24 protein-coding genes are annotated in these 25036 nt (G+C 65.3%); 6 read left to right on the forward strand and 18 right to left on the reverse strand.

Going from position 1 to position 25036, the window contains the following annotated elements; genetic code table 11:
• The first annotated feature begins 47 nt into the window (after window positions 1–47).
• Window positions 48–1679: a flagellar hook-associated protein FlgK gene (flgK, locus tag DOM67_RS15780; protein ID WP_110677636.1), complete on the forward strand. Its 1632-nt coding sequence runs from the start codon at window positions 48–50 to the stop codon at window positions 1677–1679.
• An 87-nt stretch (window positions 1680–1766) separates the two neighbouring features.
• Entirely contained in the window at window positions 1767–2972 is a 1206-nt protein-coding gene (gene flgL / locus DOM67_RS15785; RefSeq protein WP_110677638.1) for a flagellar hook-associated protein FlgL, read from the forward strand.
• Window positions 2973–3194: 222 nt separating this feature from the next.
• Here the strand turns inward: flgL and fliR are convergent, their stop codons facing one another.
• The 13 genes from fliR to fliF form a co-directional block, all read right to left on the reverse strand.
• On the reverse strand, window positions 3195–3986 hold the full coding sequence (fliR, locus tag DOM67_RS15790; protein WP_110677640.1) for a flagellar biosynthetic protein FliR: 792 nt from the start codon (window positions 3984–3986) through the stop codon (window positions 3195–3197).
• A 7-nt stretch (window positions 3987–3993) separates the two neighbouring features.
• Window positions 3994–4263, reverse strand: a complete 270-nt coding sequence (fliQ, locus tag DOM67_RS15795) for a flagellar biosynthesis protein FliQ (RefSeq protein ID WP_110677642.1) — start codon at window positions 4261–4263, stop codon at window positions 3994–3996.
• A gap of 39 nt (window positions 4264–4302) precedes the next feature.
• On the reverse strand, window positions 4303–5031 hold the full coding sequence (fliP, locus tag DOM67_RS15800) for a flagellar type III secretion system pore protein FliP (RefSeq protein ID WP_232825291.1): 729 nt from the start codon (window positions 5029–5031) through the stop codon (window positions 4303–4305).
• A gap of 35 nt (window positions 5032–5066) precedes the next feature.
• Complete coding sequence (gene fliO, locus DOM67_RS15805; protein WP_110677646.1) at window positions 5067–5510, reverse strand: flagellar biosynthetic protein FliO; 444 nt, start codon at window positions 5508–5510, stop codon at window positions 5067–5069.
• Window positions 5507–6073 carry a flagellar motor switch protein FliN gene (fliN, locus tag DOM67_RS15810; RefSeq protein ID WP_110677648.1) on the reverse strand — a complete coding sequence of 189 codons (567 nt, stop codon included), beginning with the start codon at window positions 6071–6073 and terminating at the stop codon, window positions 5507–5509. The genes fliO and fliN overlap by 4 nt, the downstream gene beginning before the upstream one ends.
• Complete coding sequence (fliM, locus tag DOM67_RS15815) at window positions 6066–7073, reverse strand: flagellar motor switch protein FliM (RefSeq protein WP_110677650.1); 1008 nt, start codon at window positions 7071–7073, stop codon at window positions 6066–6068. The genes fliN and fliM overlap by 8 nt, the downstream gene beginning before the upstream one ends.
• Before the next feature lie 17 nt (window positions 7074–7090).
• Window positions 7091–7573 carry a flagellar basal body-associated protein FliL gene (gene fliL / locus DOM67_RS15820; protein ID WP_232825280.1) on the reverse strand — a complete coding sequence of 161 codons (483 nt, stop codon included), beginning with the start codon at window positions 7571–7573 and terminating at the stop codon, window positions 7091–7093.
• Between the two features lie 195 nt (window positions 7574–7768).
• Entirely contained in the window at window positions 7769–9235 is a 1467-nt protein-coding gene (locus DOM67_RS15825; protein WP_157958882.1) for a flagellar hook-length control protein FliK, read from the reverse strand.
• 119 nt (window positions 9236–9354) lie between these two features.
• A complete protein-coding gene (gene fliJ / locus DOM67_RS15830) occupies window positions 9355–9804 on the reverse strand; it encodes a flagellar export protein FliJ (protein WP_232825292.1) in 450 nt (149 codons plus the stop codon).
• 177 nt (window positions 9805–9981) lie between these two features.
• On the reverse strand, window positions 9982–11400 hold the full coding sequence (gene fliI, locus DOM67_RS15835; RefSeq protein WP_110678005.1) for a flagellar protein export ATPase FliI: 1419 nt from the start codon (window positions 11398–11400) through the stop codon (window positions 9982–9984).
• Window positions 11393–12181, reverse strand: a complete 789-nt coding sequence (locus tag DOM67_RS15840) for a flagellar assembly protein FliH (protein ID WP_110677658.1) — start codon at window positions 12179–12181, stop codon at window positions 11393–11395. Before DOM67_RS15840 ends, fliI begins: the two co-directional genes overlap by 8 nt.
• Entirely contained in the window at window positions 12168–13163 is a 996-nt protein-coding gene (gene fliG, locus DOM67_RS15845; protein ID WP_110677660.1) for a flagellar motor switch protein FliG, read from the reverse strand. Before fliG ends, DOM67_RS15840 begins: the two co-directional genes overlap by 14 nt.
• Window positions 13160–15007 (reverse strand): flagellar basal-body MS-ring/collar protein FliF, encoded by a 1848-nt coding sequence (fliF, locus tag DOM67_RS15850; protein ID WP_110677662.1) that lies wholly within the window; start codon window positions 15005–15007, stop codon window positions 13160–13162. The genes fliG and fliF overlap by 4 nt, the downstream gene beginning before the upstream one ends.
• A gap of 307 nt (window positions 15008–15314) precedes the next feature.
• On the opposite strand from fliF, the gene fliE reads away from it, so the two are divergent.
• A complete protein-coding gene (fliE, locus tag DOM67_RS15855; protein ID WP_110677664.1) occupies window positions 15315–15638 on the forward strand; it encodes a flagellar hook-basal body complex protein FliE in 324 nt (107 codons plus the stop codon).
• Between the two features lie 136 nt (window positions 15639–15774).
• On the opposite strand, the gene rarD is transcribed toward fliE, so the two are convergent.
• Window positions 15775–16713 (reverse strand): EamA family transporter RarD, encoded by a 939-nt coding sequence (rarD, locus tag DOM67_RS15860; RefSeq protein WP_110677666.1) that lies wholly within the window; start codon window positions 16711–16713, stop codon window positions 15775–15777.
• 111 nt (window positions 16714–16824) lie between these two features.
• On the opposite strand from rarD, the gene DOM67_RS15865 reads away from it, so the two are divergent.
• The 3 genes from DOM67_RS15865 to DOM67_RS15875 are packed head-to-tail and all read left to right on the forward strand — an operon-like array spanning window position 16825 to window position 19338.
• Window positions 16825–17649: an amidohydrolase gene (locus DOM67_RS15865; RefSeq protein ID WP_110677668.1), complete on the forward strand. Its 825-nt coding sequence runs from the start codon at window positions 16825–16827 to the stop codon at window positions 17647–17649.
• Window positions 17650–17658: 9 nt separating this feature from the next.
• Window positions 17659–18606: a magnesium/cobalt transporter CorA gene (gene corA / locus DOM67_RS15870; RefSeq protein ID WP_110677670.1), complete on the forward strand. Its 948-nt coding sequence runs from the start codon at window positions 17659–17661 to the stop codon at window positions 18604–18606.
• A 30-nt stretch (window positions 18607–18636) separates the two neighbouring features.
• Window positions 18637–19338 carry a pseudouridine synthase gene (locus DOM67_RS15875; RefSeq protein ID WP_110677671.1) on the forward strand — a complete coding sequence of 234 codons (702 nt, stop codon included), beginning with the start codon at window positions 18637–18639 and terminating at the stop codon, window positions 19336–19338.
• Window positions 19339–19444: 106 nt separating this feature from the next.
• On the opposite strand, the gene DOM67_RS15880 is transcribed toward DOM67_RS15875, so the two are convergent.
• The 4 genes from DOM67_RS15880 to DOM67_RS15895 are packed head-to-tail and all read right to left on the reverse strand — an operon-like array spanning window position 19445 to window position 25009.
• Window positions 19445–21028 carry a dipeptide ABC transporter ATP-binding protein gene (locus DOM67_RS15880; RefSeq protein ID WP_110677673.1) on the reverse strand — a complete coding sequence of 528 codons (1584 nt, stop codon included), beginning with the start codon at window positions 21026–21028 and terminating at the stop codon, window positions 19445–19447.
• The gene (locus tag DOM67_RS15885; protein ID WP_110677675.1) at window positions 21025–22140 is read right to left on the reverse strand and encodes an ABC transporter permease; all 1116 of its coding nucleotides are present in this window, start codon (window positions 22138–22140) and stop codon (window positions 21025–21027) included. Before DOM67_RS15885 ends, DOM67_RS15880 begins: the two co-directional genes overlap by 4 nt.
• Complete coding sequence (gene yejB, locus DOM67_RS15890) at window positions 22140–23213, reverse strand: microcin C ABC transporter permease YejB (RefSeq protein ID WP_110677677.1); 1074 nt, start codon at window positions 23211–23213, stop codon at window positions 22140–22142. The genes DOM67_RS15885 and yejB overlap by 1 nt, the downstream gene beginning before the upstream one ends.
• Before the next feature lie 8 nt (window positions 23214–23221).
• The gene (locus DOM67_RS15895; protein ID WP_110678007.1) at window positions 23222–25009 is read right to left on the reverse strand and encodes an extracellular solute-binding protein; all 1788 of its coding nucleotides are present in this window, start codon (window positions 25007–25009) and stop codon (window positions 23222–23224) included.
• Window positions 25010–25036: the final 27 nt, after the last annotated feature.

The following is a 25036-nucleotide window of genomic DNA, read 5'->3' on the forward strand; positions in this document are numbered from 1 at the left end:
CGTGATTGCAACTCGCCATGTGGTATGGCGTCTGACAGGGATTCGACATGAGCCTGTTCTCGATTGGATTGAGCGGTCTGGGCGCGGCGCAATCCGCGCTCTCCACCACCAGTAACAACATCACCAATGTCTATACCGATGGCTACAATCGCCAGCTGATCCAGCTCGGTGAGAGCAGCAGTGGCGGCGAAATGGGCAACGGTGTCAAGGTGAATGGCGTTCAACGCCAGTACAACGCCTATATCAGTGGTCAGCTCAACCAGGCCAACAGCCGCGAAACAGCGCTCGAGACCTATCAGAAGCAGATCAACCAGGTCGATGACCTGCTCGCTGACGGCGACTCCGGACTCACCACGCTGATGCAGAAGTTCTTCTCCAGCCTGGAGGATCTCTCCGGCTCGCCGTCGGATGCAGCGGCGCGTGAGGGCGTGCTGGGGACGGCGCAGAGCATGGTCGCGCAGTTCCGTGCCTTCGATACGTATCTTCAGGACATGCGCGATGGCGTCAACGGCCAGATCGGCAGTGTCGTCTCCCAGGTCAACGATCTCAGCGGTCAGGTTGCCGATCTCAATAAGCAGATCTCCCTGGCGCGAGCCAGATCGGGTGAAGAGCCCAATGCGCTGCTGGACCAGCGTGACAAGCTGGTCGGCGATATGAGCAAGCTGGTGGATGTCGATGTTGCCGTACAGGATGGCTCCACTTATCAGATATCGCTCTCCAATGGCCTGCCGCTCGTGGCCGGCAATAAAAGCTTCCAGCTCCGCGCCATTAACGGCGATGAAGATGGCGCCAACAAGACCGTTGGATATCGCGATTCATCGGGCGGTGTACGTGAGCTCAATGCCTCGGTGGTGCAGGGTGGCGAGCTCGGTGGCCTGCTGCGTTTCCGCAATGACACGCTGGACGGGGCGCAGAACAAGCTCGGCCAACTCGCTGCCAGCCTGGCGGGCAGCTTCAATGCGGTGCAGGAGCAAGGGTTCGATCTCGATGGTGATCCTGGCCAGGCGTTTTTCTCGATCGGTTCGCCTAATGTACAGGCTAATGAGCGTAACGCGTCTAACGTTAGCATGAGCGCCAGCTATAGTGACGATGCGCCGGTGAGTGCCGACGACTATCGGCTGACCTACCAGAGCGCCAGTGACGACTATCAGCTGCAGAACCTGACCAGCGGCGAGACCTCGACCATCGCGACCAACGCCGACGGCGATCTGGTCTTCGGCGGCGTCTCGGTGACGCCCAGCGGCACGCCGGCCGATGGCGATACATTCCTGGTGCAGCCGACGCGCAATGCCGCGGCGGGCTTCGACATCGCCTTCACCGATACCAGCCTCTTCGCGGCGGCAGCCAGCGCCAATGGTGGCAGCGGTGACAACGGCAATGCGCTCAAACTACTGGATCTGCAGAACCAGAAACAGGTGGGAGGGCAGGCCACGTTCAGCGGTGCCTACGCGGCGTTGGTCAGCGACGTGGGCAACCAGTCGGCGATCGTCAATGCCAACCTCACCACCCAACAGGGACTGGCGGATCAACTCTACAGTTATCAGCAGGCCGACTCCGGGGTGAACCTGGATGAAGAGTACGCCAATCTGCTGCGCTATCAGCAGTACTACACCGCCAACGCCAAGATCATCGATGCCGGCACCTCGGTGCTGGACACGATTCTCGGCCTGAGAAGTTAAGTTTTGGCCTTCGCCCCTCCGGGTGAAGGCCGCGTATCGAATCGACCAAGCGCGTGCCCGCTGCGGGCACCCAGTCAGGAGAGTGTCATGCGCGTCAGCACCGTCATCATGTTCGAGCGCAGCGTCAGTTCGATGAACCGGCAGCAAGGCCAGTTCATGGAGATCGGCGAGAAGATCGCCTCCGGCAAGCGCGTCGTGCGTCCGTCGGACGATCCCCAGGCGGCGGCGCGCGCGGTCGGCGTCTCGCAGTCGATGGCGAGCAATAATCAGCAGTCAGATAGCCGTATCACCGCGCGCAACGCGTTGAGCCAGGAAGAGAGTGCACTCAACAGCGTCACCGATGCGCTGAGCCGAGCCAAGGAGCTGTTGGTTCAGGGCGGTAACGGTACGCTGAACGATGCCGCTCGCCAGTCCATGGCCACCGAGCTGCGCGGTGTTTACGAAGCGCTGGTGGGGCAGGCCAATGCCACCGATGGCAGCGGCAACTATCTCTTCGGCGGCTACAAGGATGGTGCGGCGCCCTTTGTCGAGACCAACGGCGGCATCAGTTACCAGGGTGCCACCGAAGGGCGTGAGCAGAAGGTCGGGCCGTCACGCCTGATGTCGGTAGGCAACACCGGCGACGAAGTCTTCCAGCGCGTGGCCACCGGCGCCGGCTATCTGGCGCGGGCGGGGGACGGCAATGGCGGCTCGCTCACCTTTACCGGCCCCGAGACCATCGACAGCACGGCGAACGGTTATGGCAGCACCTTCGACATCAGCTTCAGTGACAACGGTGACGGCACTTACGACTACAACGTGAGTGGCGGCCCGGGCGGCAGCGGCACCTACGACGGCAAGAGCGGTGCGATCGAGGTCGGGGGCGTGCGCCTCAAGCTTGAGGGCCGTCCGGCGGACGGTGATACTCTCTCCATGGGCCGCGCGAAGGAGATGAATCCGGACGTCTTCGGCGCTCTTGAGAAGATGCTGGGCGCGCTGGAAACACCGATCGACTCCGATCAGGCTCAGGCGGCCTTCACCAATGCGCTCTCCACCACCAGTCGTGAGATGGACAACGCACTGGACAACGTGCTGACTGTGCGCGCCTCGGTGGGTGCACGTCTCAACGAGCTCGACGTGCTGGATACCGTGGGTAACGATCGCAACGTTAGCTACACCCAGACCAAGAGCGATCTGATCGACCTCGATTACAACTCGGCGGTCTCCGAGTACGTGCTGCGTCAGGTGGGTCTGCAGGCGGCGCAGAAGTCGTTCATGAACCTCCAGGGCACCTCGCTGTTCGACCTGGTGTAACGGACGACCTGGTGTAACGGATGAGCGAGAGGGGGCCCATGCCCCCTCGCCCGACGCGCTGGCGTCGGGCGAGGAGACACGACACACGACGGCCGCGGCACTTCCCGAGCTATCTGTGAACGATTCGAGCTGAACAGACCATCATGACGCCCGGTCGCGATACCCTCGCCGCCGGGCGTTCTTGTCTTCAGGGCTCGTGGCCTTCAGACGTCGCCGCGGGGGTCAGGTGGCGCCGGCCATCTGCTCGATCATGCCCTGCATGAATTGCAGCTGATGCTCGAACAGGTCGCTCAGAAAGCCACCCAGATTGGGGGTCAGCGCGAGGATCATCGCCAGGCCGGCGGTGAGGGTCATGGGGAAACCGATGGAGAAGATTGTCAACTGCGGCGAGGCGCGGTTGAGAATCCCCAGCGACAGATTGATCAGCAAAAGCGAGGCGACCACGGGCAGGGCCAACAGCAGGCCCGAGGTGAAGATGGTGCCGCCCCAGCGGGCCAGGGTCTCGGCGAAGCTCGAGTCGATCGAGGTGGCGCCCACCGGGAGTACCTCGAAGGTCCAGGCCAGGATCTGGAGGGTGATCAGGTGGCCATTCATGGCCAGGAACATCAGCAGCGTGATCATCTCCAGAAAGCGTGACAGCACCATGGTGTTGGTGCCCGAGTCGGGCGAGAAGAAGGTCGCGAAGCCGAGACCCATCTGCATGCTGATGTATTCGCCGGCGTTGATCACCACTGCGATCATGATGCGTAGCACCAGGCCCATGGCGGCGCCGATCAGAATCTGCTGCAGCATGATACCGACGCTCTCCAGCGAGAACAGTGGCACGCTGGGCATTGGCGGTAACGACGGCGCGATGGCGAAGGCCATGGCCACGCCGAACAGCAGCTTGAACTGGCGTGGCACGCTGGACCAGCTCCAGATCGGTGAGGCGCTCAGGAACGCCAGAATGCGCACGCTGGGCCAGCCGAAGAGCTGGAGCCACGCCTGCCACTGGGCGCTGGTGATATCGATCATGCGAGTGTCAGTTGACCATCTGCGGGATATTCGTCAGCAGCTCGATGGTGAAATTGCTCAGCAGTTGGATCAACCACGACCCGGAAAGGATCAGCGCGGTGAAGACCCCGAGGATCTTGGGGATGAACGACAGCGTCATCTCGTTGATCTGGGTCGCGGCCTGAAACAGGCTTACCAGTAGACCGATCAGCAGGGCCGTGAGCAGCAGGGGGCCGGCCATCATCAGTGTCAGCTTCATCCCCTGGTAGGCCAGGCTCATTACCATTTCGGGCGTCATTGCACACCTCCGGACCGGCCACCGCGGTGACCGTGCGTGTCAGCTCATGTAGAAGCTCTGGGTCAGCGAACCGATCAGCAGCTGCCAGCCATCCACCAGTACGAACAGCATCAGCTTGAATGGCAGCGAGATCGTTGCCGGCGGTACCATCATCATGCCCAGCGACATCAGGACACTGGCCACCACCAGGTCGATGATCAGGAAGGGTATGAAAATGGTGAACCCGATCTGGAACGCCGTCTTCAGCTCACTGGTGGCGTAGGCGGGGACCAGGATCCGCATCGGTACGTCCTCCGGCCCCTGCATCTCACCGACCTTGGCGATCCGCGCGAACATTGCCAGATCGCTCTTGCGGGTCTGCGCCAGCATGAATTCGCGAATCGGCTGACTGCCGCGCTCGAGCGCCTGGTCCAGCGAGATCTGTTCCGCCGCGTAGGGCTGCCAGGCGTCCTGGTAGACGCGGTCGAGTACTGGCGACATCACGAAGAAGGTCAGGAATAGCGCCAGGCCGATCAGCACCTGAGTCGGTGGCGACGACTGGGTGCTCATGGCGGTTCGCAGCAGCCCCAGCACGATGATGATGCGGGTGAAGCAGGTCATCATCAGCAGCAGGGCGGGCAGGAACGCCAGCGACGACAGGAACAGCAGCGTCTGCAGGCTGAGCGACCAGCGCTGTCCGCCGTCGCCCATCGGCTCGCTGACGATACCCGGCAGGGCCTGGGCCAGCGCTTGAGTCGCTGGTGCCAGCAGCAGGGCGGCAGTGATCAGGGCGAGGGCCACACCACGGGGGCGGGGACGGACACTCACGGTTCGTCCTCCCGGCGTTGGCGAGGCTTGAGCGACTGGCGCAGGTTGTGCTGCATCGCCTGGCGCAGGCGGCTGGCAAAGCTGCCCGTGAGCGGCGGACCTGCTGGCCTCTCGGGGGCGGGCGGTGGCATTGGCGGTGAGTCCAGGGTGTCGAGCTTGGTCACTTGACCGCCACCCACACCGAGCACCAGCCAGCGATTCTCGACCTCGACGATGACTACACGCTCGCGCTGTCCCACCGAGGTGCTGGCGACCAGGCGCAGATGCTTGCCGCCGCCCCTGCGCTGGGTGCCGAGGCGTTTCAGTAGCCAGGTGCAGAGCAGGATGATGGCGATGACCACCAGCAGCGAGACGGCGGTCTTGCCCATCATCAGCAGGCCGATGTCATTGCTGGTGCCACCGACCAGCGGCTCGGCCTGGCGTACGACGTCTTCCTTCATCGGTTGAGTTTCTGCACGCGCTCGGAGGGGGTGATGATCTCGGTGATACGGATGCCGTATTTGTCGTCGACCACTACGACCTCGCCCTGGGCGATCAAGTAGCCGTTGATCAGGATGTCCATTGGCTCTCCGGCCAGACCGTCGAGCTCCACCACCGAGCCCTGGGCGAGCTCCAGCAACTGCTTGATGGTGATACGAGTACGCCCGAGCTCGACCGAGAGCTTCACCGGGATATCCATGATCACGCCGAGGTCGCGGGTCGAGTGTGACGGGCTGCCTTCGTCGAAGGACTGGAACATGCTGCGTTCGTCGGCGGCGCTGACGAACGCAGCATCGTCGCTGTCCTGCTTGTTCGGCTTGGGTTCCGGTTTTGGCTCCTGCTTGGGCGCCGGCTTGGCGGCAGGTTCGGGCTCGGGGTCCGGCTCCGGCTCGACACCCTGCTCGGCCATGGCGGCGGCCCACAGATCCTCGGCATCCTCCTGCGCGCTGCTCTCCGCCTGGGACTGATCGTCCTGCGGCTTGGCGTCGTCGGCCGGTGAGCTGGGTTTGTTATCGTCACTCATTGTCGAAATCCTTCATGGCGGAATAGGTACCATGGTCGATCAGATGCTTGACGCGCAGGGCGCGCTGGCCCTGGCGCGTGCCGTATTCGCAGGCCATGACCGGCACGCCGTCGACCCGTACGTCGAGGATCTGCGGCAGGTCGATGGGCAGGACGTCGCCGACTTCCAGCGCCATGACCTCGCCGAGGGTGGCATCGATCTCGGTGAAGTCGGCGATCAGCTCGACCTCCGTCTGGCGAATCTCGCCGGCCATGCGCGACTCCCACTGGGCGTCGTTGCTGCCGTAGACGCCGATCGGGCTCGACAGCACGTCACGGATCGGCTCGATCATCGAGAACGGAATACAGATATTGAAGTCGCTGGCCAGGTTGCCCACTTCGAGATGGAAGGTGCTGTTCACCACGATCTCGTTGGGCGAGTTGGTGATGTTGGCGAAGCGCACCTGCATCTCCGAGCGCATGTACTCGACCTCCAGCGGATAGACCGACTTCCATGCCTCCCCGTAGCCGTCCAGTGCCAGCGACATCAGACGTTGGATGATGCGTTGCTCGGTGGCGGTGAACTCGCGTCCGTCGGACTTGGTCGGGAAGCGGCCATCGCCGCCGAACAGGTTGTCGACCACCATGAACACCAGGCTCGGCGGAAAGACCAGCAGGGCGGTTCCCTTGAGCGGCTTGAGGCTGATCAGGTTGAGGTTGGTCGGTACCGGCAGGTTGCGCGCGAACTGGCTGTAGCTCTGGTAGCGTACGCCGGACACAGTGATATCGGCGCTGCGCCGGATCAGGTTGAACAGCGCCACGCGAAACAGGCGTGCGAAACGCTCGTTGATGATGTCCAGCGATTGCAGGCGCTCGCGGATGATCCGGTGCTGATTGGCCGGATCGAACGGACGCGTGCGCTTCTCGCCGGACGTCTCCTCGGCTTGCTTGTCGTCGTCGCCGCTGACGCCGTTGAGGAGGGCGTCGATCTCTTCCTGCGACAGCAAATCGTCTTGGGACATGGGTAACCTGGCGCCGCTTACTGCACGATGAAGTCGGAGAACAGCACGTCGTCGATCGACAGCTCGGGCTGCGGCGTAGTGATCGGCTTGTCGAACAGACCCAGGATCTCCTGCTTCAGTTCGACCTTGCCCTGCGGCTTGATCAGCTCCTCGGCGCTCTTGCCCGACAGCAGCATCAACAGTCGGCTGCGAATCTCGGGCATGTGCTGGACCAGAAAGTCGCTGGTCGCCTGGTCACCGACACGCAGAGACAAGCCCACGTAGAGCAGACGGTCGCCGTAGTCGCTCTGCAGGTTGACAGTGAACGGGGCGATGGTGACGAAGATCGGCGTCGGCGGCTCGGCCGGCTTCTCCTCGACGGCGGCGGTCTGCTCGGCATCACCACGCGAGTGAAGAAAGAAATAGATCGCGGCGGAGCTGGCGGCGGCCAGCAGCACGATCAAGAGCCCGATGATCAGGCGCGAGCGCTTCTTGCGCGGCGCGGCTTGAGGTGCAGCCATTGCTTCTGCCATGAATAGAAACCCTGGGAAGTTGCAGCGGATTATGCGCTGTCGTGGCGTCCGGTCATTGCCGGAAAAGGACCCCATCCTCTGCGCTAACTGCGCCTTTCAGACGACGGCCGGGGCCCCTCGTCGCCTGCGCGACAGCAAGGGGGCGCCGGCGAGTGCCGGCCCCTGTGTTATCGGCAGCGCGGATCAGGCATAAAGGTTGATGTTGCCGCGGCCGCCCAGCAGCGTGTTCAGCGCTGCGGTGGCGGCGTCGGCCGGCTCGTCGAGGGCGGCCAAGCCGGTAGCGCTACGCGTGCCACCCGGGGCGCCGCGGCCGTCGTTCTCCTGCTGTTCGCGCTGGAACTGGCCTTGATCGCCGACCATCGCTTCGCCGAGGGCAATGCCGCTCTGTGCCAGCGCCTCACGCAGCTGCGGCAGGGCGGCTTCGACGGCGGCGCGTACAGGTGCGTGGGCGGAGAGGATCTGCAGTTGGGCTTGATTGTCGTGCACATTCAGGCTGACGCTCAGAGCGCCGAGCTCGCGGGGGTGCAGCTTCAGCTCCATCTGGTTGTCGCCGCGCTGCTGCATCTGCAGTACCTGCTGGCCCAGCGAGGCTGGCCACTGGGGCGACTGCACCGCGACGGGCAGGGAGTGACTCGGCATGGCCGCGGGCGATGCGTTTGCTGTCATCGCCATCGGGGCACCGCTCTGCTGGAGCTGGCCGGCAAAGCCTGCATTGGCCTCGGTGGCGGCGCCGTGACCGCGGGTCAGCGCAGATAGGTCTGTCCCCTGTGCCGTAGCCTGGGTGCGCGCGGCCAGTTGCTCCGCGGTCAAGGGCGCGTCCTTGCCGGCGGCTGCCTGAGCCTGAGCTGCGGCCTGTTGCCCTGATGCCGCGCGCGTGAGCAGGGCGGCAAGTGGCGACTCGGCTCGGGCCTGCGGGTCGCGTTGGGCCAGGGTGTCGCTATGACGCTGAGCCGCCGCCGAGTCCAGTGCAGACGACAGCGCGCGGGCGCCGGCGCGTGACGCTTCGCCATCGTCGGCGGGCGCCTGGCCTGCGAGATCGCGGGTGGCGAGACCGATGGCCGAGGCCAGAACGTTGGCGGAAGTCGGCGTCTTGGCCGAGCCTGCGAGGCCATTCGTTGCCAGGGCTTGCCCGGCGCGGTTTTCCGTTGGCGCGCGGGGATCGGCGCTGGCGCTCAGGGGCTGCAGGCCGGCGAACAGCGCGGCCAGTGTCAGTGCGTCGGTCTGCTCATTGGCCGCTGCTTTTTTACCGTCTGCGCCGATCAGCGCCTCGCTAACGCCATCTTCACCGGCGCCGGCGGCCTGCGTGCGCAGTGCGCCCAGCGCCTCGGCAACGCCATCTTCACTGGCGCCGACGGCCTTCGCGAGGGCGCTCAGTGCCTCGGCAATGTCGTCGCCACTGGCGTTGGCCGAGTCTGCCAGCGCCAGCTTGGCGAGGCCATCTGCCTGCTCGGCCGGTAGCTGGCAGATGGTATCGGCGGTCAGGCGGGCGGCATCGGTTGCGGGGCGTGCCTCGCGGCTGCCGGAGGCATCGGTGTCCGACGGCGAGCGCGGCTGCGCACCGGCTTGGGTCAGCGCCGCGGCGAAGCTCGTCGACGGCGACGCATCGCCGCTCGACTTGGCACTCGCTGCCTTGTCGCCTGCAGCGGTCATACGGGGAATCGGTGTCACGTCCATGCGCGTCGTCATCTCGCTGTGAGTGTCGGGGCAGGTGCCCCGCTACCGCCTGACTACTGCCCGCTACTGGTCGACTACCTGCTATCGACTACTTGCTAGTAGGGACGGCCGTTATCCTGCTGACGCCGACGCAGCTGGGCTGCCATCTCGTCGCTATGTCGTTGTTCTGCGCGCGCGTGGCGCTGCAGCTGATCACGCTCGCCGCGCGCGTAGAGCGTGTCGTAGGCGTTGAGCTTGCGCTGCTCACCACGCCAGCGGGTGACGCCGCTCTCGACCCTGGACTCCTGCTCGCTGAGCAGCCGCCGCTGCTGGGCAATGGCGCTGTCGAGCGAGGCGAGGAACTGCTGGAAGTCTCGCCACTGGGTCGAGGAGACGCCCTCGGTCAGACTGGCGTGGAGCTTATGCTGATACTCCTCGCGATACTGCAAGAGCTGCTCCAGGCGCGTCTCGGCCTCCTGGCGCTGGCGCTGCAGCTGACCCAGATCCTTGACCGCCTTGTCGCTGCTGTCTCGTGCGAGATCTCGCAGCATCGCCATGGCTTGCATGTTGGCCAAAATCGTACCTCCATGATCCGGACGTCACGCGATGAGAGAGCCGTGACCGAGTGCCATTGTGGGTCACGTCTGGCCAGGGCAAAGCACCGATTAGCGTGCGCCGAGGGCGGTTATTCGGCGTGCGATGAGGGCGTCTCGGGTCGAATCCTGGCCTAGTCGGTCTCAGGTCTAGTCGGTCTCGGGCAGCAGGCGGTCCAGCTCGGCCAGGGTATGCGCCATATCGGAGATTTCGTCCATGCCCTGCTGGAGAAAGGCCTCCAGACGTGGGTAGAGGGCCACCGCCCGATCGAGCTGCGGATCCTGGCCGCTGACATAGGCCCCCACGTTGATCAGGTCGCGATTGCGCTGATAGCGCGAGATCAGCTGCTTGAAGCGCTGCGCCTGACGTAGCCGCTTGCCGCTGACCACCGCGGGCATGGCGCGGCTGATCGAGGCTTCGATATCGATCGCCGGGTAGTGGCCGCTCTCGGCGAGGGCGCGGGAAAGCACGATATGGCCGTCGAGGATGGCGCGCGCCGAATCGGCGATGGGGTCCTGCTGGTCGTCGCCCTCGGTGAGTACGGTATAGAAAGCGGTGATCGAGCCGCCGCCGCGCTTGCCGTTGCCGGCGCGCTCCACCAGCCCTGGCAGCTTGGCGAACACCGACGGCGGATAGCCCTTGGTCGCCGGTGGCTCACCGATTGCCAGGGCGATCTCGCGTGCGGCCATGGCGTAGCGGGTGAGGGAGTCCATGATCAGCAGCACATTGCGCCCCTGGTCGCGGAAATCCTCGGCCAGGCGGGTGGCGTAGGCGGCCCCCTGCATGCGCTGCAAGGGTGAGGTGTCCGCCGGTGCGGCGACCACGACCGCGCGTGCCAACCCCTCTTCGCCGAGAATGTTCTCGATGAAGTCCTGCACCTCGCGCCCACGCTCGCCGATCAGGCCGACCACGATGACATCGGCATTGGTGAAGCGCGCCATCATGCCCAGCAGGACGCTCTTGCCCACCCCGGAACCGGCGAACAGCCCCATGCGCTGACCGCGGCCGACGCTCAGCAGGCCGTTGATGGCGCGGATGCCGACGTCGATGGCGGTGTCGATCGGTGCCCGGGCCAAGGGGTTGATCGGTGGCGTCTCCAGCGGCGCATGCGGAGTGAGGTCGAGGGGGCCGCGGGTATCGAGCGGGCGCCCGTTGCCATCGACGATACGTCCCAGCAGCCCTTCACCGAGTGGGAAGCGGCGTGCGCTGGCGACATCCAGCCGGTTGCCGCTCAGCGCCAGGACCCGAGCGCCGGGCAGCAGTCCACTGGTATCCGCCAGTGGCATCAAGAACAGCTTGTCGCCGGCAAAGCCGACCACTTCGGCTTCGGCGAAGCGCTCATCGCCCTGGCCCGAGAGTTCGATCAGGCAGGCGCTCCCCAGCGGCAGGCGCAGGCCAACCGCCTCCAGTACCAGCCCGGTGGCACGGATGATGCGTCCTTCGTGGCGATAGTGTGACAGCGCCTCGACGCGGTGGCGCACTTTCTCCAGCGTCTGCTGCCAGTGATGCCGGTGACGCGTCACGCTGTCGGGGGTGACCTCGTCGGCAGTGACGTTGGGCTCACGCATCGGGATCTGCGGCATCTTTAGGCGTGGGCGTGTCGGAGTCGTCAGCGGTGTCCGGCGCGGCGGGTTGGCGCCGCCGACGCTGGTCGAGGATCGCCTTCCACTGGGTGCCCAGGCTGGCGTCCAGCCCGCCGCTGGCGCTGGTCACGCGACAGCCGCCGCGCTCGAGCGAATGGTCGGCGCAGCACTCCCAGCCGCTGGCGCTGAGGGTGTCGCCGATCGCCGCGCTGACCAGGGTGAGATCGTCCGGATGCAGCCACAGACGCGACTTGCCGTTGAGGCTATGGTCAGCCTCGAGCAGCTCGCGCACGACGCTCAGGATGTGTTCGGGGTTGGCAGCCAGCGATTCGCCGGCCAGCTGACGGCCGGTGATCAGCGCCAGCTCCACCAACTGATTGGCGGTTTCGTCATCGAGCTGCGCCAGCGCTTGGCGGAAGCTCTCGGCGAGACCGGCGAGCGGCGTCAGATGCAGCGACACACGCTTGTGAAATTCGAGTGCTGCGGCTGCGTTGGCGGCCGCCTGACCTTCGGCATAGCCGTCACGGTAGCCCGCGGCGTGCCCTTCGGCGTAACCCGATTCGTAGCCTTGGTTGCGCGCCAGCTCCGCCTCGGCACGCAGCGCCGCCGCCTTGGCTTGCTGCTGCTGCGGATCGGCGGCCTCGGCGCGGCCGCTGTCACTGCGCGATGCCGGTCGCTGGCGCTCGAGGTCGCCCATCTGCCAGCGGTGCCAGTGCTCGCCGTCTGCAGCCAGGCGCTGACCGCGGCGCCGATCAGACGTAGCCATCGTCGCCACCGCTCAGCGCGATCTCGCCGGAGTCGGCCAGGCGCCGTACCACACCGAGAATCGTTTTCTGCTCGTTCTCCACCTGGGAGAGGCGCACCGGACCGCGGTTCTCCATGTCCTCGCGCATGAGCTGGGCCGCGCGCTGGGACATGTTGCGGGTAAACTTGTCGACCAGCGCCTCTTCCGCTCCGCGCAGGGCGATGACCAGAGAGTTGGTCTCGACCTCGCGCAGGATGAGCTGAATGCCGCGGTCGTCGATGTCGAGCAGGTTCTCGAACAGGAACATCTCGTCGATGATCTTCTGGGCCAGATCTTCGCTGTGCGAGCGGACCACGTCGATGGCCTGCTCCTCCTGGGAGGAGTTCATCAGGTTGAGGATCTCGGCGGCGGTTCTCACGCCACCCATCTTGCTGCGCTTGAGATTGGTACCGTCGAGCATCGAGCTGAGCACCTCGGTCAGTTCCTGCAGGGCTGCCGGCTGCACGCCGCTGAAGGTGGCGATGCGTAGCATCACATCATTGCGCAGCTTGTCGTCGAACAGCTCCAGGATATCGGCGGCCTGACCGCGCTCGAGGTGGACCATGATGGTGGCGATGATCTGCGGGTGCTCGTCGCGGATCAGCTCGGACACCATCGAAGCTTCCATCAGATTGAGCGAATCGATACCGGAGGCCGTGTTGGAGCTCTCCAGGATGTCCTCGATCAGGCTGCTGGCGCGCTCGCTGCCGAGCGCCTTGGTCAGCACCGAGCGGATGTGGTCGTTGGTGTGCAGGTTCATGGCCGTGAACTGCTCGGCCTCGTTGTGAAAATCGCGCAGCACATCGGCCATGTCCTGGTGCGACACCTGGCCGAGCTGAGCCATCTCCTGACTGATCTCCTGCACCTCGCGCGAGGAGAGGTACTTGAACACCTCGGCCGCACTGTCCTCGTCGAGCGAGAGCAGGAGGATCGCACCGCGCCGGGCACCGTTCATTTCCGTCATGACTTATCCATCCAGCTTCTGACCACCATCGCTACCAGGCGCGGATCCTCCTGAGCAATCTCACGCGCATCCTTGAGGTCCTGCTCGTAGCCGGAGGAGCGACGCCGGCTGCGTTCGCGGGTGGCGTTGACGGGTGAGGGTTCGTCCTTCTCGCTGCCGTCGCCGGCCTCGCTCACCTGCTGGTAGCTGGCGGCGCCCGCCGCGCCCGAGACGCCCGACGGTGCGTTGAAGGCGGCGGGCTGGGCGTCGCGGGTCTGACGCCGTACCAGCGGCTTGACCACCTTGAACCACAGGAACATGGCGACCAGCGCGACCAGCAGATACTTCAGCACGCTCTTGCCCAGGCTCCAGATTTCCGGCGTCTGCCACCAGGGCAGCGGGGTGAAGCTGGGCTCGCTGGTCTGGAAGGGGCTGTTGACCACGGCCAGATCGTCGCCGCGGGTCTGGGAGTAGCCCATGGCCTGACGAACCAGGCCGCGGATCTGATCCATTTCAGCGTCGCTCAGGGCGACCGCCTTGGGCTGCCCATCATCCCCGGTGGTCTCGCGGTAGTTGACCACCACCGCCACCGACAGGCGCTCGATGGCACCGCTGTGCTGCTTGACGTGTTCGACGGTGCGATCCACCTCGTAGTTGATGGTGCTGTCGCGCCGCATCTGCCCTGTCTGGGCGTTGGTATCCTGTGTGGTCTGGCCCTGGCCTGCGTTATTGGCCCCATTATTGTTGCCGTTGTTGTTGGCATTGTTGTTATTGGCGTTGTTGCCCGCGTTGGCGCCGTTATTGCCCGCATTGCCATTGGCCTGGGTGCCCGGTGCGTTGATCGGCGATGCCGCCGTGCCCGGGGGCTGGTTGCTCAGGGCGCCGGGGATGCCCATGGCGAGATCGGCGTCGCTCTGATAGGAGGCGCTGTTCTGCTCGCTGCGTACCGCGGCTTCGTTGGGGGCCTGGTTCGGCGCGTAGCGCTCCGCGGTCTGTTCACGCTGGGCGAAGTCGACCTGGGCGGTTACCTGAGCCTTGACGTTCTTGGCGCCGACGATCGGGGCGAGGATCGCTTCGATACGCTTGGCGTAGGTTTTCTCGAGATTTTGCACGTAGTCGAGCTGGGTGCCGTCGAGCCGCGTGCCGTCGCCCTGATCCTGGGTCAGCAGGTCGCCGTTCTGGTCGATCACGGTGACCGCATTGGTGGCCAGCTCGGGCACGCTGCTCGAGACCATGTGTACGATGGCGTTGACCTGGCCGGGACTGAGCACGCGCCCGGGCTGCAGATCGATCACCACGGAGGCGCTGGCAGGCTGGCTTTCGCGCACGAATACCGACGGCTTGGCCATGGCCAGGTGCACCCGTGCACGGTCGACGCTGCCGAGAGTAGCGATGGTTCGGGCGAGTTCGCCCTCCAGGGCGCGCTGGTAGTTGACCTGTTCGGCGAACTGGCTGATCCCGAAAGCCTGGTTGTCCATCAGCTCGAAGCCGACGCCACTGGCCTGGGGTAGCCCCTGCTCGGCGAGCTTGAGGCGTAGCGGACGTACCTGGTCAGCCGGTACCAGCAGTGCCTGGCCGCCGTCGCTGAAGCGGTAGGGTACCCCCATGGTGTCGAGCTGGGTAATGATCCGGCCGCCGTCGGCGTCAGTGAGGGTGGAATAGAGCACGCGGTAGTCGGGCGAACGCGCCCACAGCAGCAACGCGACGACGATCGCCAGCGCGGCGGCGCCGCCGACGATCAGTGGGATACGCGGGTTGCTCTGCAGCTTGCCCAGCCAGTCGCGACCGGGCTTCTGCGCGGCGCCAGCGCGTGCTGACTGCGCGCCGGCTGCCTGAGTGTCGTTGGGCGACGTGGCCGTGCTCATGCCGCGCCCCGCTCAGCGACCGTGATTTGACTCGACGACATACGGTTTTTCCGTTCCCTGCATCGCGGACTGCTCATCCCGCACCGGGGCCCGGCTGGCGAGCACCGGATGGCCCCGGTTCGGGGGCATATGTGTGATGGCAGCCATTATGTGTTTGAACGTAAACCGCGAAGACGGGAAAAGCCGCTGTTTTCGCGCGCATTTAGCGCGATGGCATGGCGGCGCCGGCTGCTAGTCTGCGAGCGTCCCATCCATCGTATGGCGTCATGACGCTATCGATCAGGCAACCTTGTTACAGGAAACCCGCATGAGTGTTCCCGCCATTCAGGCTGCGCTGCAGCAGATGCAGGCGCTGTCTAACCAGGCCGCCGGGCAGAGTGCCGGCGCTGCGGCCGTTCCCGATCAGCCCGGTAGTTTTGCCGGTGAGCTTCAGGCCTCGCTCGGGCGGATCAATCAGATGCAGCAGAGCGCCAAGCAGCAGTCGATGGCGTTCCAGGCTGGTGATCCCGACGTCGCCCTGAACGATGTCATGATCGATATGCAGAAGGCCAGTGTCTCCTTCGAGATGGGCGTTCAGGTGCGTAACCGCCTGGTGACGGCCTACAAGGATGTCATGAGCATGCAGATCTAGCACCGTTTGGCGCTGCCCGGGTTCTGCCATGGCGCCCGCCGCTGTTTTCAGCGGCGGGCGCTTTGCGTTGGCGATGCAGCCTTGGCTGGGCGAAGAAGTGGGCCAGACAGATGGGCCGTGCCGGGGGCGGCGGGGGTCAGCGTGCGCGATGCCCTTGCCAGGCATCGAGCGAATAGCAGGCCAGCCCCAGCCAGATCAGCACGAAGGTGATCAACTGAGTCAGCGACAAGGGCTCGTCGAATACCCACAGCGCCAGCGCGAACTGCAGCGTCGGATTGATATACATCAGAAAGCCCACGGTGGAGAGGCGCAGACGCCGGGCGGCACCGGCGAAGGCCAGCAGCGGCAGGGTGGTGAGCACGCCGCTGATCACCAGCAGAGCGGTGTTGGGCAGTGCCATGCCGAAGTGCGAGGCGTCCCGGGACACCAGCCAGGCCAGGGCGGCGAGGCTGAAGGGCAGTAGTAGGGTGGTCTCGGCAAACAGACCCGACAGGCCGTCGAGAGGCACCTGCTTGCGCAGCAGCCCGTAAGTGCCGAAACTGGCCGCTAGCGCCAGACTGATCCAGGGCAGACGGCCCAGCACCACGAGCTGGATCAGAATCGCGATCAGGGCCAGGGCGATCGCCACCCCCTGCCAGCGGCTAAGCCGCTCCTTGAGTATCAGCATACCGAGGGCAACGTTGATCAGCGGGGTGATGAAGTAGCCCAGGCTGGCCTGAAGCACGTGCTGACTCTCGACCGCATAGATGTAAAGCCCCCAGTTGAGCCCGATCAGCAGCGCGCAACCCAATACCGGCAGCAGTCGGCGCGGCTGGCGGAAAGCCGCCTGCACTGGCCCCCAGCGCCGCATCAGGGTGATCACCAGCGCCAGGAACAGGCACGACCACAGAATTCGGTGGATCAGTATCTCTCCCGCTGGCACACCGTCGAACAGGGCGAAGAACAGCGGAAAGCAGCCCCAGATGCCGTAGGCGGCAAGCCCGAAGCCGACCCCGCGACGCGCCTCGCGACGTGGCGCGTCAGCGCTCCCCGTCGGCGTCGCGGGTGGTGTGGCAGGGCGGTTGGCGGCTGACATGGCGGTGAGTCTCTGGCTGTTCGATGTGGCGACCCGGTAATCTATCATGTCCGCAGCGCGCTTCGGGTGCGAAAATGATCCCAGAATTCCGGCACGAACAAGGAGATACCCATGAGCGACCTGCGCGTCACGCTGATACAGACGGAGCTTCATTGGGAGGATCCGGCGGCCAACCGAGCGCTGCTCGAAACGCGGATGGGGGCGCTGGACTCGACGCAGACCGACCTGATCGTGCTGCCCGAGATGTTCGCGACCGGCTTCACCATGAACGCCGAGGCGCTGGCCGAGCCCGCCGAGTCTAGCGCCTCGCTGGCCTGGCTCGAGCAGCAGGCGCGCGCTCGCGGCTGCGCCATCACCGGCAGCCTGGCGATCACCGAAGGGGGGCGAGCCTACAACCGCATGGTATGGGCCGAGCCCGAGGGGCTGACCCTGACCTACGACAAGCGCCATCTCTTTCGGATGGGGGAGGAGCCGCGTCACTACGCCGCCGGCGGCCAGCGGCGGGTGATCGAGTATCGCGGCTTCCGGGTTCTGCTCGCGGTCTGCTACGACCTGCGCTTTCCGGTCTGGCTGCGCCAGCAGCCGCCCCAGGGCGAGGCGTTCGACTATGATCTGCTGCTGTGCGTGGCCAACTGGCCAGCGCCCCGGCGGCGGCCATGGCGTACACTACTAAAGGCCCGGGCGGTGGAGAACTTGAGCTACGTGGTCGGCGTCAATCGTATCGGCGAGGATGGCAACGGCCTGAGCTACAGCGGCGACTCCCTGGCCGTGGACTTCAAGGGCGATCCGCTGGTGGATCACCCACCCGAGACACCCTTCGTCGAGACGGTGACCCTGTCGGCAGCGTCACTGTCATCGTTTCGCGATACCTTTCCCGCCTGGAGAGACGCAGATGCCTTTGCGTTGACCGACTTCGACGATGACCTGCATGAGTAAGGATGGGCAATGATCCGAACCTTTCGCCTCGAACAGAACGATTTCCAAGAGCTCAGCGAGGGCCCCATCGCCGAACGCCTGCTGGAGGCCAACTGGATCGATGCCTACGACCTCGATGATGAGGACCGCGAGGCGTTGAAGCCGTTTCTCGCCGACGAACTGCCGGCCAACACCGATATCGAGGAGATCGAATCCTCGGCGCGGTTCTTCACCGATACCGACGGCCTGCATGTGCACTCGCTGTTTCTGTCACGCAACGAGGGCAAGCATCAGACCAACACCGTGGTGTTCATTCTCCAGTCGCAGCGGTTGCTGTCGCTGCGCGAGGACGACCTGGCCGATTTTCGCCTGTTCAGGCTGCGCGCCCGGCGTGGCCAGACCGAGGCGCACTCGCCGCAGTCGCTGATCGTCACGCTGTTCGAGCAGAAAGTCGAGAACCTCGCCGACAGCATCGAAGACATGCACCGCGATCTCGAGCAGGTCAGCCACATGGTGCTGGAGATCGAGGACGCGGATCTGGAAGAGGCGATCGATCGGCTGGCCAAGGTCGAGGATAGCGTGGGCAAGATCCGCCTGTGTCTGATGGATACCCAGCGCTCGCTCTACTTCCTCATTCGCCACCTGCGCTATCACGCCGAGCTGCAGGAGCAGGCCAAGGAGGCGCTGCAGGATGTCGAGGTGCTGATGTCGCACAGCACGTTTCTGTCCGACAAGGTCAACTTCCTGATGGATACCACCCAGGGGTTCATCAATATCGAGCAGAACCAGATCATCAAGATCTTCTCGATCGCCTCGGTGGTGTTTCTGCCACCGACCATGATCGCCAGTATCTACGGGATGAACTTCCAAGTGATGCCGGAGCTCGACTGGAGCTTCGGCTATCCGATGGCGATCGGGCTGATGGTGCTGTCGGGGGTCTCGCCCTATCTCTACTTCAAATATCGCGGTTGGCTCTAAGCTCGCCGCCTCAAGGAATATTTCGAATACATGCGGTTGGACAGATTTCTCAGTGAAGCCACCGAACTGACGCGCAGCCAGGCCAAGCGTGCGCTGCGCCAGCTGGAGGTCAGTGTCGATGGCGAAACCGTACGCGATGCCTCGCGTCAGGTCTCGGATACCCAGGACGTTCGTTGGCAGGGGGAGCCGCTGGCCCGCGTCGGCTGGCGCTATCTGATGCTGCACAAGCCGGTCGGGGTGGAGTGCTCGCTGCGCCCGGCCCACTACCCCTCGGTGATGAGCCTGATCGAGATCGAGCAGATCGAGCGCCTGCACCCGGTAGGGCGGCTGGATGTCGATACCTCGGGGCTTTTGCTGATCAGCGATGATGGTCAGTGGACCCATCGGGTGACCTCGCCCAACCGAGCCTGTGTCAAGCGCTACCGCGGCGAGATCGCCGAGGCGATGTCGGAAAGTGTCGCCGCCAGGGTGGTGCAGCAGTTCGAGAAGGGCATCACGCTGCAGGGCGAAGAGAAACCGACCCGGCCGGCGACGTTCGAGCGGGTGGGCCCTCACGAGGTGCTGATCGGTGTGACCGAAGGGCGCTATCACCAGGTGCGGCGGATGATGACGGCGGTGGGCTATCCGCTGACGTCGCTGCATCGCGAGGCGATCGGCCCGCTCAGCCTCGACCCGATGCTCGAACCTGGAGAGTGCCGGCATTTGCGCCCCGAGGAGATTGCGGCGTTCTAGGCTGTTTCTTCCTGTGCCCAGCGAACTAGATAACATGTTTATACCGTTATCTTGTCTGTTTGCCATAGCCTCCTCTCAGCGTCATTCAGATCGCGTCGCCCTCGAATCAATCGAGGGCGGCCGCAGCGATTAGCGCGCGAGTGTAGTCGCTGGTCGGGGCATCGAGCACCCGGATGCACTCGCCGCTCTCCACCACCTGACCCTCCTTGAGCACCATGATCTGGTGCGCCATGGCGCGTACTACGGCGAGATCGTGGCTGATGAACAGATAGCTGATGTGATGGCGCGCCTGGACCGCGCGCAGCAGCTCGATCAGCTGTTTCTGCACGCTGCGGTCCAGCGCCGAGGTGGGCTCATCCAGCACCAGCAGGCGTGGCTTGAGAATCAGCGCTCGGGCGATCGCAATGCGCTGGCGCTGGCCGCCAGAAAACTCATGGGGATAGCGCTGGGCACAGTCCGCTGGCAGATTGACCTCGGCCAGCGCCTCGGCGACACGTGCCGCCAGCGTGGCCTCGTCCAGTGCCGGGTGGTGGAAGCGTAGACCCTCGCTGACGATATCGGCGACCGGCATGCGCGGCGACAGCGAGCCGTAGGGGTCCTGGAACACGATCTGGAACTGCGGGCGGCGCTGGCGCAGGGCATTGCCCTTGAGGCGGTCGAGACGTTCACCGTCGAAGTCGATCTCGCCGTGGGCAGGTAGTAGCCGGATCAGGGCCGCGGCGAGGGTGCTCTTGCCCGAGCCGGACTCGCCCACCAGGCCCAGTGTCTCGCCCTGACGCAGGTTGAGCGAGAGCGGTTCCAGGGCGACGAAGGCCGGCGGCCGCGGCCGCAGCAGGGGTTTCGGGCGCAGGAACTCGACCCCGAGGCGGCGCGCCGCCAGCAGCGTGGGCGCGTCGGCGGGCAGCGCCGCCGGCGTGCCGTCTGGGATGGCGTCGAGCAGTGCACGCGTGTAGTCCGCTGCGGGCGCACTGAATACCCGGGGCGTCGGGCCGCTTTCGACCACCCGGCCGCGGTGCATGACCACCACTCGGTCGGCGTGGCGGCGCACCAGGTTGAGATCGTGGCTGATCAGCAGGATTCCCATGCCGTGTTCCCGGCGCAGCTCGTCGAGTAGGGCGAGGATCTCCTGCTGTACGGTGACGTCGAGTGCGGTGGTCGGTTCGTCGGCGATCAGCAGCTGCGGGTCGTTGGCGATTGCCATGGCGATCATTACCCGCTGGCGCTGGCCACCGGAGAGCTGATGCGGGCGCGTCTTCAAGAGTTCTTCGACCCGCGGCAAGTGTACCTGTTCGAGTAGCTGGCGGCAGCGCTGCGTGGCGCGCTGACCGCGCAGGCCCTGATGCAAGCGCAGACTCTCACGTAGCTGTTTGCCCACCGTGTGCAGTGGGTTGAGGGAGGTCATCGGCTCCTGGAACACGAAGCCGATACGGCCGCCGCGCAGAGCATTCCACTGGCGCGTGGTGAGGCGCGCCAGATCCTCGCCGGCGAAATGGCGCTGCCCGCCGACCTCGCTGCCGGGCGGCAGCAGCCCCAGCGCGCCGAGGGCACTGACCGACTTGCCCGAGCCGGACTCGCCGACCACGGCGACGGTCTCTCCGCGCGCCACCTCCAGATCGAGGCGGGTCACGGCCTGGTAGCCGCCGACACGAACCGTCACTCCCTCGAGCGACAGCAGCGGTGGGTGGTTCATGGCAAGGCCCTCGTGCTGCTGGCGGTGGCGGCACTGGCACCGACGATATGCCGTGGATCGAAGGCGTCGCGCAGGCCCTCACCGATGAACACCAGGAGTGACAGCATCACGCTGAGAGAGAGAAAGGCAGTGATGCCGAGCCACGGCGCCTGCAGGTTGTTCTTGCCCTGGGCCACCAGCTCGCCGAGCGAGGGCGAACCGGGGGGCAGGCCGAAGCCGAGGAAGTCCAGCGCGGTGAGCGTGGTGATGGCGCCGGTGAACAGAAACGGGATGAAGGTGAGGGTGGCGACCATGGCGTTGGGCAGTACGTGGCGCCACATGATCAGCCGCGAGGGTAGACCCAGAGCCCGTGCTGCGCGCACGTATTCCAGGTTGCGCGCGCGCAGGAACTCGGCGCGCACGATATCGACCAGCCCCAGCCACGAGAACAGCAGCATGATGCCCAGCAGCCACCAGACGTTGGGTTCGACCAGGCTGGCGAGGATGATCAGCAGGAACAGCACCGGCAGGCCCGACCAGATTTCGATCAGTCGCTGGCCGAACAGATCCACCTTGCCGCCGTAGTAGCCCTGCACGCCGCCGATCAGTACCCCGAGCACGATCGAGCCGACGGTCAGGGCGAGGGCAAAGGCGACCGAGAGGCGGAAGCCGTAGAGCACTCGGGCGAAGACATCGCGGCCCTGGTCGTCGGTGCCGAGCCAGTGCCGGAGGCTGGGCGGCGAGGGTACCGGGCCCTGGATATCGCGATCCAGGGTCTGGTAGGAGAACGGTACCGGTGGCCACAGTGCCCAGCCGTGACGCTCGATCTGCTTGCGCACGAAGGGATCTCGGTAGTCGGTGGTGGTGGGCAGGAAGCCGCCGAAATCGGTCTCCGGATAGTCCACCAGCAGAGGCACGTACCAATCGCCCTGGTACTGCATCACCAGCGGTTTGTCATTGGCGATCAGCTCGGCGCCCAGGCTCACCACGAACAGGAGTGTGAACAACCATAGCGAAACGTGCGCGCGACGGCTGGCGCGGAAGATCTGCAGCCGTCGGCGCGCGATCGGGGAGAGCCACGGGCGGCGCTGGCGCGGCGTCTCGGCGCTCACTGTTGGGGTCACGTCGCTCATCACGCCTCTCGGGTAGCGAAATCGATACGCGGATCCACCCAGACATAGGTGAGATCCGAGATCAGCTTGAGCAGCAGGCCGATCAGGGTATACAGGTAGAGGGTGCCGAAGATCAGCGGATAGTCGCGCTGCATCACCGCTTCGAAGCCCAGCAGACCCAGACCGTTGAGCGAGAAGATCACTTCGATCAGCAGCGAGCCGGTGAAGAAGATGCCGATCAGTGCCGCCGGCATGCCGGCGATGATGATCAGCATGGCGTTGCGGAAGACGTGGCCGTAGAGCACCCGGCGTTCGGAAGCACCCTTGGCGCGAGCGGTGAGCACGTACTGCTTGTGGATCTCGTCGAGGAAGCTGTTCTTGGTCAGCATGGTGAGGGTGGCGAAGCTGCCGATCGCCGAGGCGGTCACTGGCAGGGTGATGTGCCAGAAGTAATCCTGCACCTTGCCGAGCAGGGAGAGCTCGTCGAAATTGGCCGAGGTCAGCCCGCGCAAGGGGAACCAGTTGAGATAGCTGCCGCCGGCAAAGACCACGATCAACAGGATCGCGAACAGAAAGCCGGGAATCGCGTAGCCGACGATCACCACCCCCGACGACCAGACGTCGAAGGCGCTGCCGTGGCGTAGCGCCTTGCGAATCCCCAGCGGGATCGAGATCAGGTAGACCAGCAGCGTGGTCCACAGTCCCAGCGAGATCGACACCGGCAGGCGATCGAGGATCAGGTCGAGTACCGGTCGCCCGCGGAACAGGCTGTCGCCGAGATCGAAGGTGGCGTAGTCGCGCAGCATCAGGGCGAAACGTTCCCAGGCCGGCTTGTCGAAGCCGAACTCCCGGCTCAGCTGCTGGCGCAGCTGGTCATCGATCCCCGCCGCACGCATACCGCGCTGGCCGCCGACGCTATCCCCGCCGCCGCCCTCCAGCCCGGTGCTGGCGTTACTGCTCAGCCCCTCGAAGCGCGCCATCATCTGGTCGATGGGGCCGCCGGGCGCCGCCTGGACGATCACGAAATTGAGCAGCAGGATTCCCAGCAGGGTGGGAATCATCAGCAGCAGGCGACGCAGGACATAGCTGGCCATGGGTTCGCCTACTCCTGCCCGCGCTGACGCGCGGTGATCGCCGGGGCGCGCTGGGGATCGACCCACCACACGCTGAAATCCGGGGTGTAGCGCGGGAACGGCTGCGGATAGCCGAACTTGTCCCACAGCGCTACCCGGGTGCCGTCGAAATTCCACTGCGGTACCACATAGAAGCCCCAGCGCAGCACCCGATCGAGGGCGCGGGCGGCGGTATCCAGTGCGCTGCGGCTGTTGGCTCGAATCAGATCGTCGACCAGTGCGTCGACCACCGGATCGCTGACCCCGGCAAGATTGCGGCTCTGCGGCGTCTCGGCGTAGGCGCTGGTCCAGAAGTCACGCTGTTCGTTGCCCGGATTGGCCGACTGCGGATAGCTGCCGACGATCAGGTCGAACTGGAACTGGCGCAGCCGGCTCAGGTACTGGTTGACGTCGACCACACGGATACGGCTCTGGATGCCGAGCCGGGCCAGATTGTGCACGAAGGGCTGGGTGATGCGTTCGAACTGGCTGTCGTAGAGCAGGAACTCCAGCCTCAGCGGCCGTCCGCTCTGGCGCTCGACCATGACCCCGTCGCGCACCTCGTAGCCCGCCTCACGCAGCAGCTCGAGGGCCTGGCGCAAGCGTGGGCGCAGCCCCTGGGGCTGTGCGATCGGCAGCGGCTGGTCGAACACCGCTGCGGGGAGCTGGTCGCGGTAGGGGGCCAGCAGCTTCAGCTCAGCCGGGCCGGGCAGGCCGCTGGCGGCCATCTCGGAGTTCTGGAAGTAGCTCTGGGTGCGGCGGTAGGCGCCATAGAAGATGTGCTGGTTGAGCCAGTCGAAATCGAAGGCCAGATTGAGCGCGTGGCGCACGCGGGGATCGGAGAGTGCCGGGCGGCGGGTATTGATGATATAGCCCTGCATGCCGGCGGGTTGGCCGTCGGGGACGATCACCCGGCGGATCGCGCCGTCCTTGACTGCCGGGGTGTCGTAGGCGGTAGCCCAGTTCTTGGCACTGCTCTCCAGGCGCAGATCGAGCGCCCCGGCGAGAAAGGCCTCCAGCGCCACCGACTGGTCGCGGTAGTAGTCGTAGACCAGCCGGTCGATATTGTAGCGGCCGCGGTTGATCGGTAGATCGCGCCCCCAGTAGTCGTCGACCCGCCGATAGACGATGCGCCGGCCGGGATCGATATCGGCGATGGCGTAGGGGCCGGAGCCGAGCAGCTTGTCGAGGGTGGGACGAGTGAAATCGCGCCCCTGCCAGTAGTGCTCGGGCAGCACCGGTAGCTGGCCCAGGATCAGCGGCAGTTCGCGGGAGTCGTTGTCGGGGAAGTCGAAGCGCACGCGATGCGCGTCGAGCGCGGTGACCGAGTCGACGCTGGCATAGTAGGCGCGATAGAAGGGCGAGCCCTTGTCGCGCAGTAGGCGAAAGCTGAATACCACGTCGGCGGCGGTGACCGGGGTGCCGTCGTGGAAGCGTGCCTCCGGGCGCAGGTCGAACTCGATCCAGTGGCGGTCGGGATCGAGACGCACCCCCGCGGCGAGCAGCCCGTACATGGTGAAGGGTTCGTCGGCGCTCGAGGCCATCAGGGTGTCGTAGATCTGCTCGAGCCCGCTGGCGGGGGTGCCCTGGATGATGAACGGATTGGTCGAATCGAAGCTGCCGTTGGCGGCGCGGCGCAGGGTGCCGCCCTTGGGTGCATCAGGATTGGCGTAGGGCAGGTGGTCGAAGTCCGCCGGCAGCGCTGGATCGTCGTAGAGCGCCAGTGCATGTACGGTGGGCACCGGCGTGGCATTGGCCACGCCGCCGGCCGCCATCATCAGCGCCACGCCCAGCGCCAGGACGCT

Origin of the sequence: Salinicola sp. RZ23, assembly GCF_003206675.1 — a bacterium.
Taxonomy (GTDB): Bacteria; Pseudomonadota; Gammaproteobacteria; order Pseudomonadales; family Halomonadaceae; genus Salinicola; species Salinicola endophyticus.

Excerpts from the sequence above, each read along its gene's own strand:
- flgK (WP_110677636.1), top strand. The coding sequence starts at position 48 with ATGAGCCTGTTCTCGATTGGATTGAGCGGTCTGGGCGCGGCGCAATCC.
- flgL (WP_110677638.1), top strand. The coding sequence starts at position 1,767 with ATGCGCGTCAGCACCGTCATCATGTTCGAGCGCAGCGTCAGTTCGATG.
- fliR (WP_110677640.1), bottom strand. The coding sequence starts at position 3,986 with ATGATCGATATCACCAGCGCCCAGTGGCAGGCGTGGCTCCAGCTCTTC.
- fliQ (WP_110677642.1), bottom strand. The coding sequence starts at position 4,263 with ATGACGCCCGAAATGGTAATGAGCCTGGCCTACCAGGGGATGAAGCTG.
- fliO (WP_110677646.1), bottom strand. The coding sequence starts at position 5,510 with ATGAAGGAAGACGTCGTACGCCAGGCCGAGCCGCTGGTCGGTGGCACC.
- fliN (WP_110677648.1), bottom strand. The coding sequence starts at position 6,073 with ATGAGTGACGATAACAAACCCAGCTCACCGGCCGACGACGCCAAGCCG.
- fliM (WP_110677650.1), bottom strand. The coding sequence starts at position 7,073 with ATGTCCCAAGACGATTTGCTGTCGCAGGAAGAGATCGACGCCCTCCTC.
- fliL (WP_232825280.1), bottom strand. The coding sequence starts at position 7,573 with ATGGCTGCACCTCAAGCCGCGCCGCGCAAGAAGCGCTCGCGCCTGATC.
- DOM67_RS15825 (WP_157958882.1), bottom strand. The coding sequence starts at position 9,235 with ATGACCGCTGCAGGCGACAAGGCAGCGAGTGCCAAGTCGAGCGGCGAT.
- fliJ (WP_232825292.1), bottom strand. The coding sequence starts at position 9,804 with ATGCAAGCCATGGCGATGCTGCGAGATCTCGCACGAGACAGCAGCGAC.
- fliI (WP_110678005.1), bottom strand. The coding sequence starts at position 11,400 with ATGCGTGAGCCCAACGTCACTGCCGACGAGGTCACCCCCGACAGCGTG.
- DOM67_RS15840 (WP_110677658.1), bottom strand. The coding sequence starts at position 12,181 with ATGGCTACGTCTGATCGGCGCCGCGGTCAGCGCCTGGCTGCAGACGGC.
- fliG (WP_110677660.1), bottom strand. The coding sequence starts at position 13,163 with ATGACGGAAATGAACGGTGCCCGGCGCGGTGCGATCCTCCTGCTCTCG.
- fliF (WP_110677662.1), bottom strand. The coding sequence starts at position 15,007 with ATGAGCACGGCCACGTCGCCCAACGACACTCAGGCAGCCGGCGCGCAG.
- fliE (WP_110677664.1), top strand. The coding sequence starts at position 15,315 with ATGAGTGTTCCCGCCATTCAGGCTGCGCTGCAGCAGATGCAGGCGCTG.
- rarD (WP_110677666.1), bottom strand. The coding sequence starts at position 16,713 with ATGTCAGCCGCCAACCGCCCTGCCACACCACCCGCGACGCCGACGGGG.
- DOM67_RS15865 (WP_110677668.1), top strand. The coding sequence starts at position 16,825 with ATGAGCGACCTGCGCGTCACGCTGATACAGACGGAGCTTCATTGGGAG.
- corA (WP_110677670.1), top strand. The coding sequence starts at position 17,659 with ATGATCCGAACCTTTCGCCTCGAACAGAACGATTTCCAAGAGCTCAGC.
- DOM67_RS15875 (WP_110677671.1), top strand. The coding sequence starts at position 18,637 with ATGCGGTTGGACAGATTTCTCAGTGAAGCCACCGAACTGACGCGCAGC.
- DOM67_RS15880 (WP_110677673.1), bottom strand. The coding sequence starts at position 21,028 with ATGAACCACCCACCGCTGCTGTCGCTCGAGGGAGTGACGGTTCGTGTC.
- DOM67_RS15885 (WP_110677675.1), bottom strand. The coding sequence starts at position 22,140 with ATGAGCGACGTGACCCCAACAGTGAGCGCCGAGACGCCGCGCCAGCGC.
- yejB (WP_110677677.1), bottom strand. The coding sequence starts at position 23,213 with ATGGCCAGCTATGTCCTGCGTCGCCTGCTGCTGATGATTCCCACCCTG.
- DOM67_RS15895 (WP_110678007.1), bottom strand. The coding sequence starts at position 25,009 with ATGATGGCGGCCGGCGGCGTGGCCAATGCCACGCCGGTGCCCACCGTA.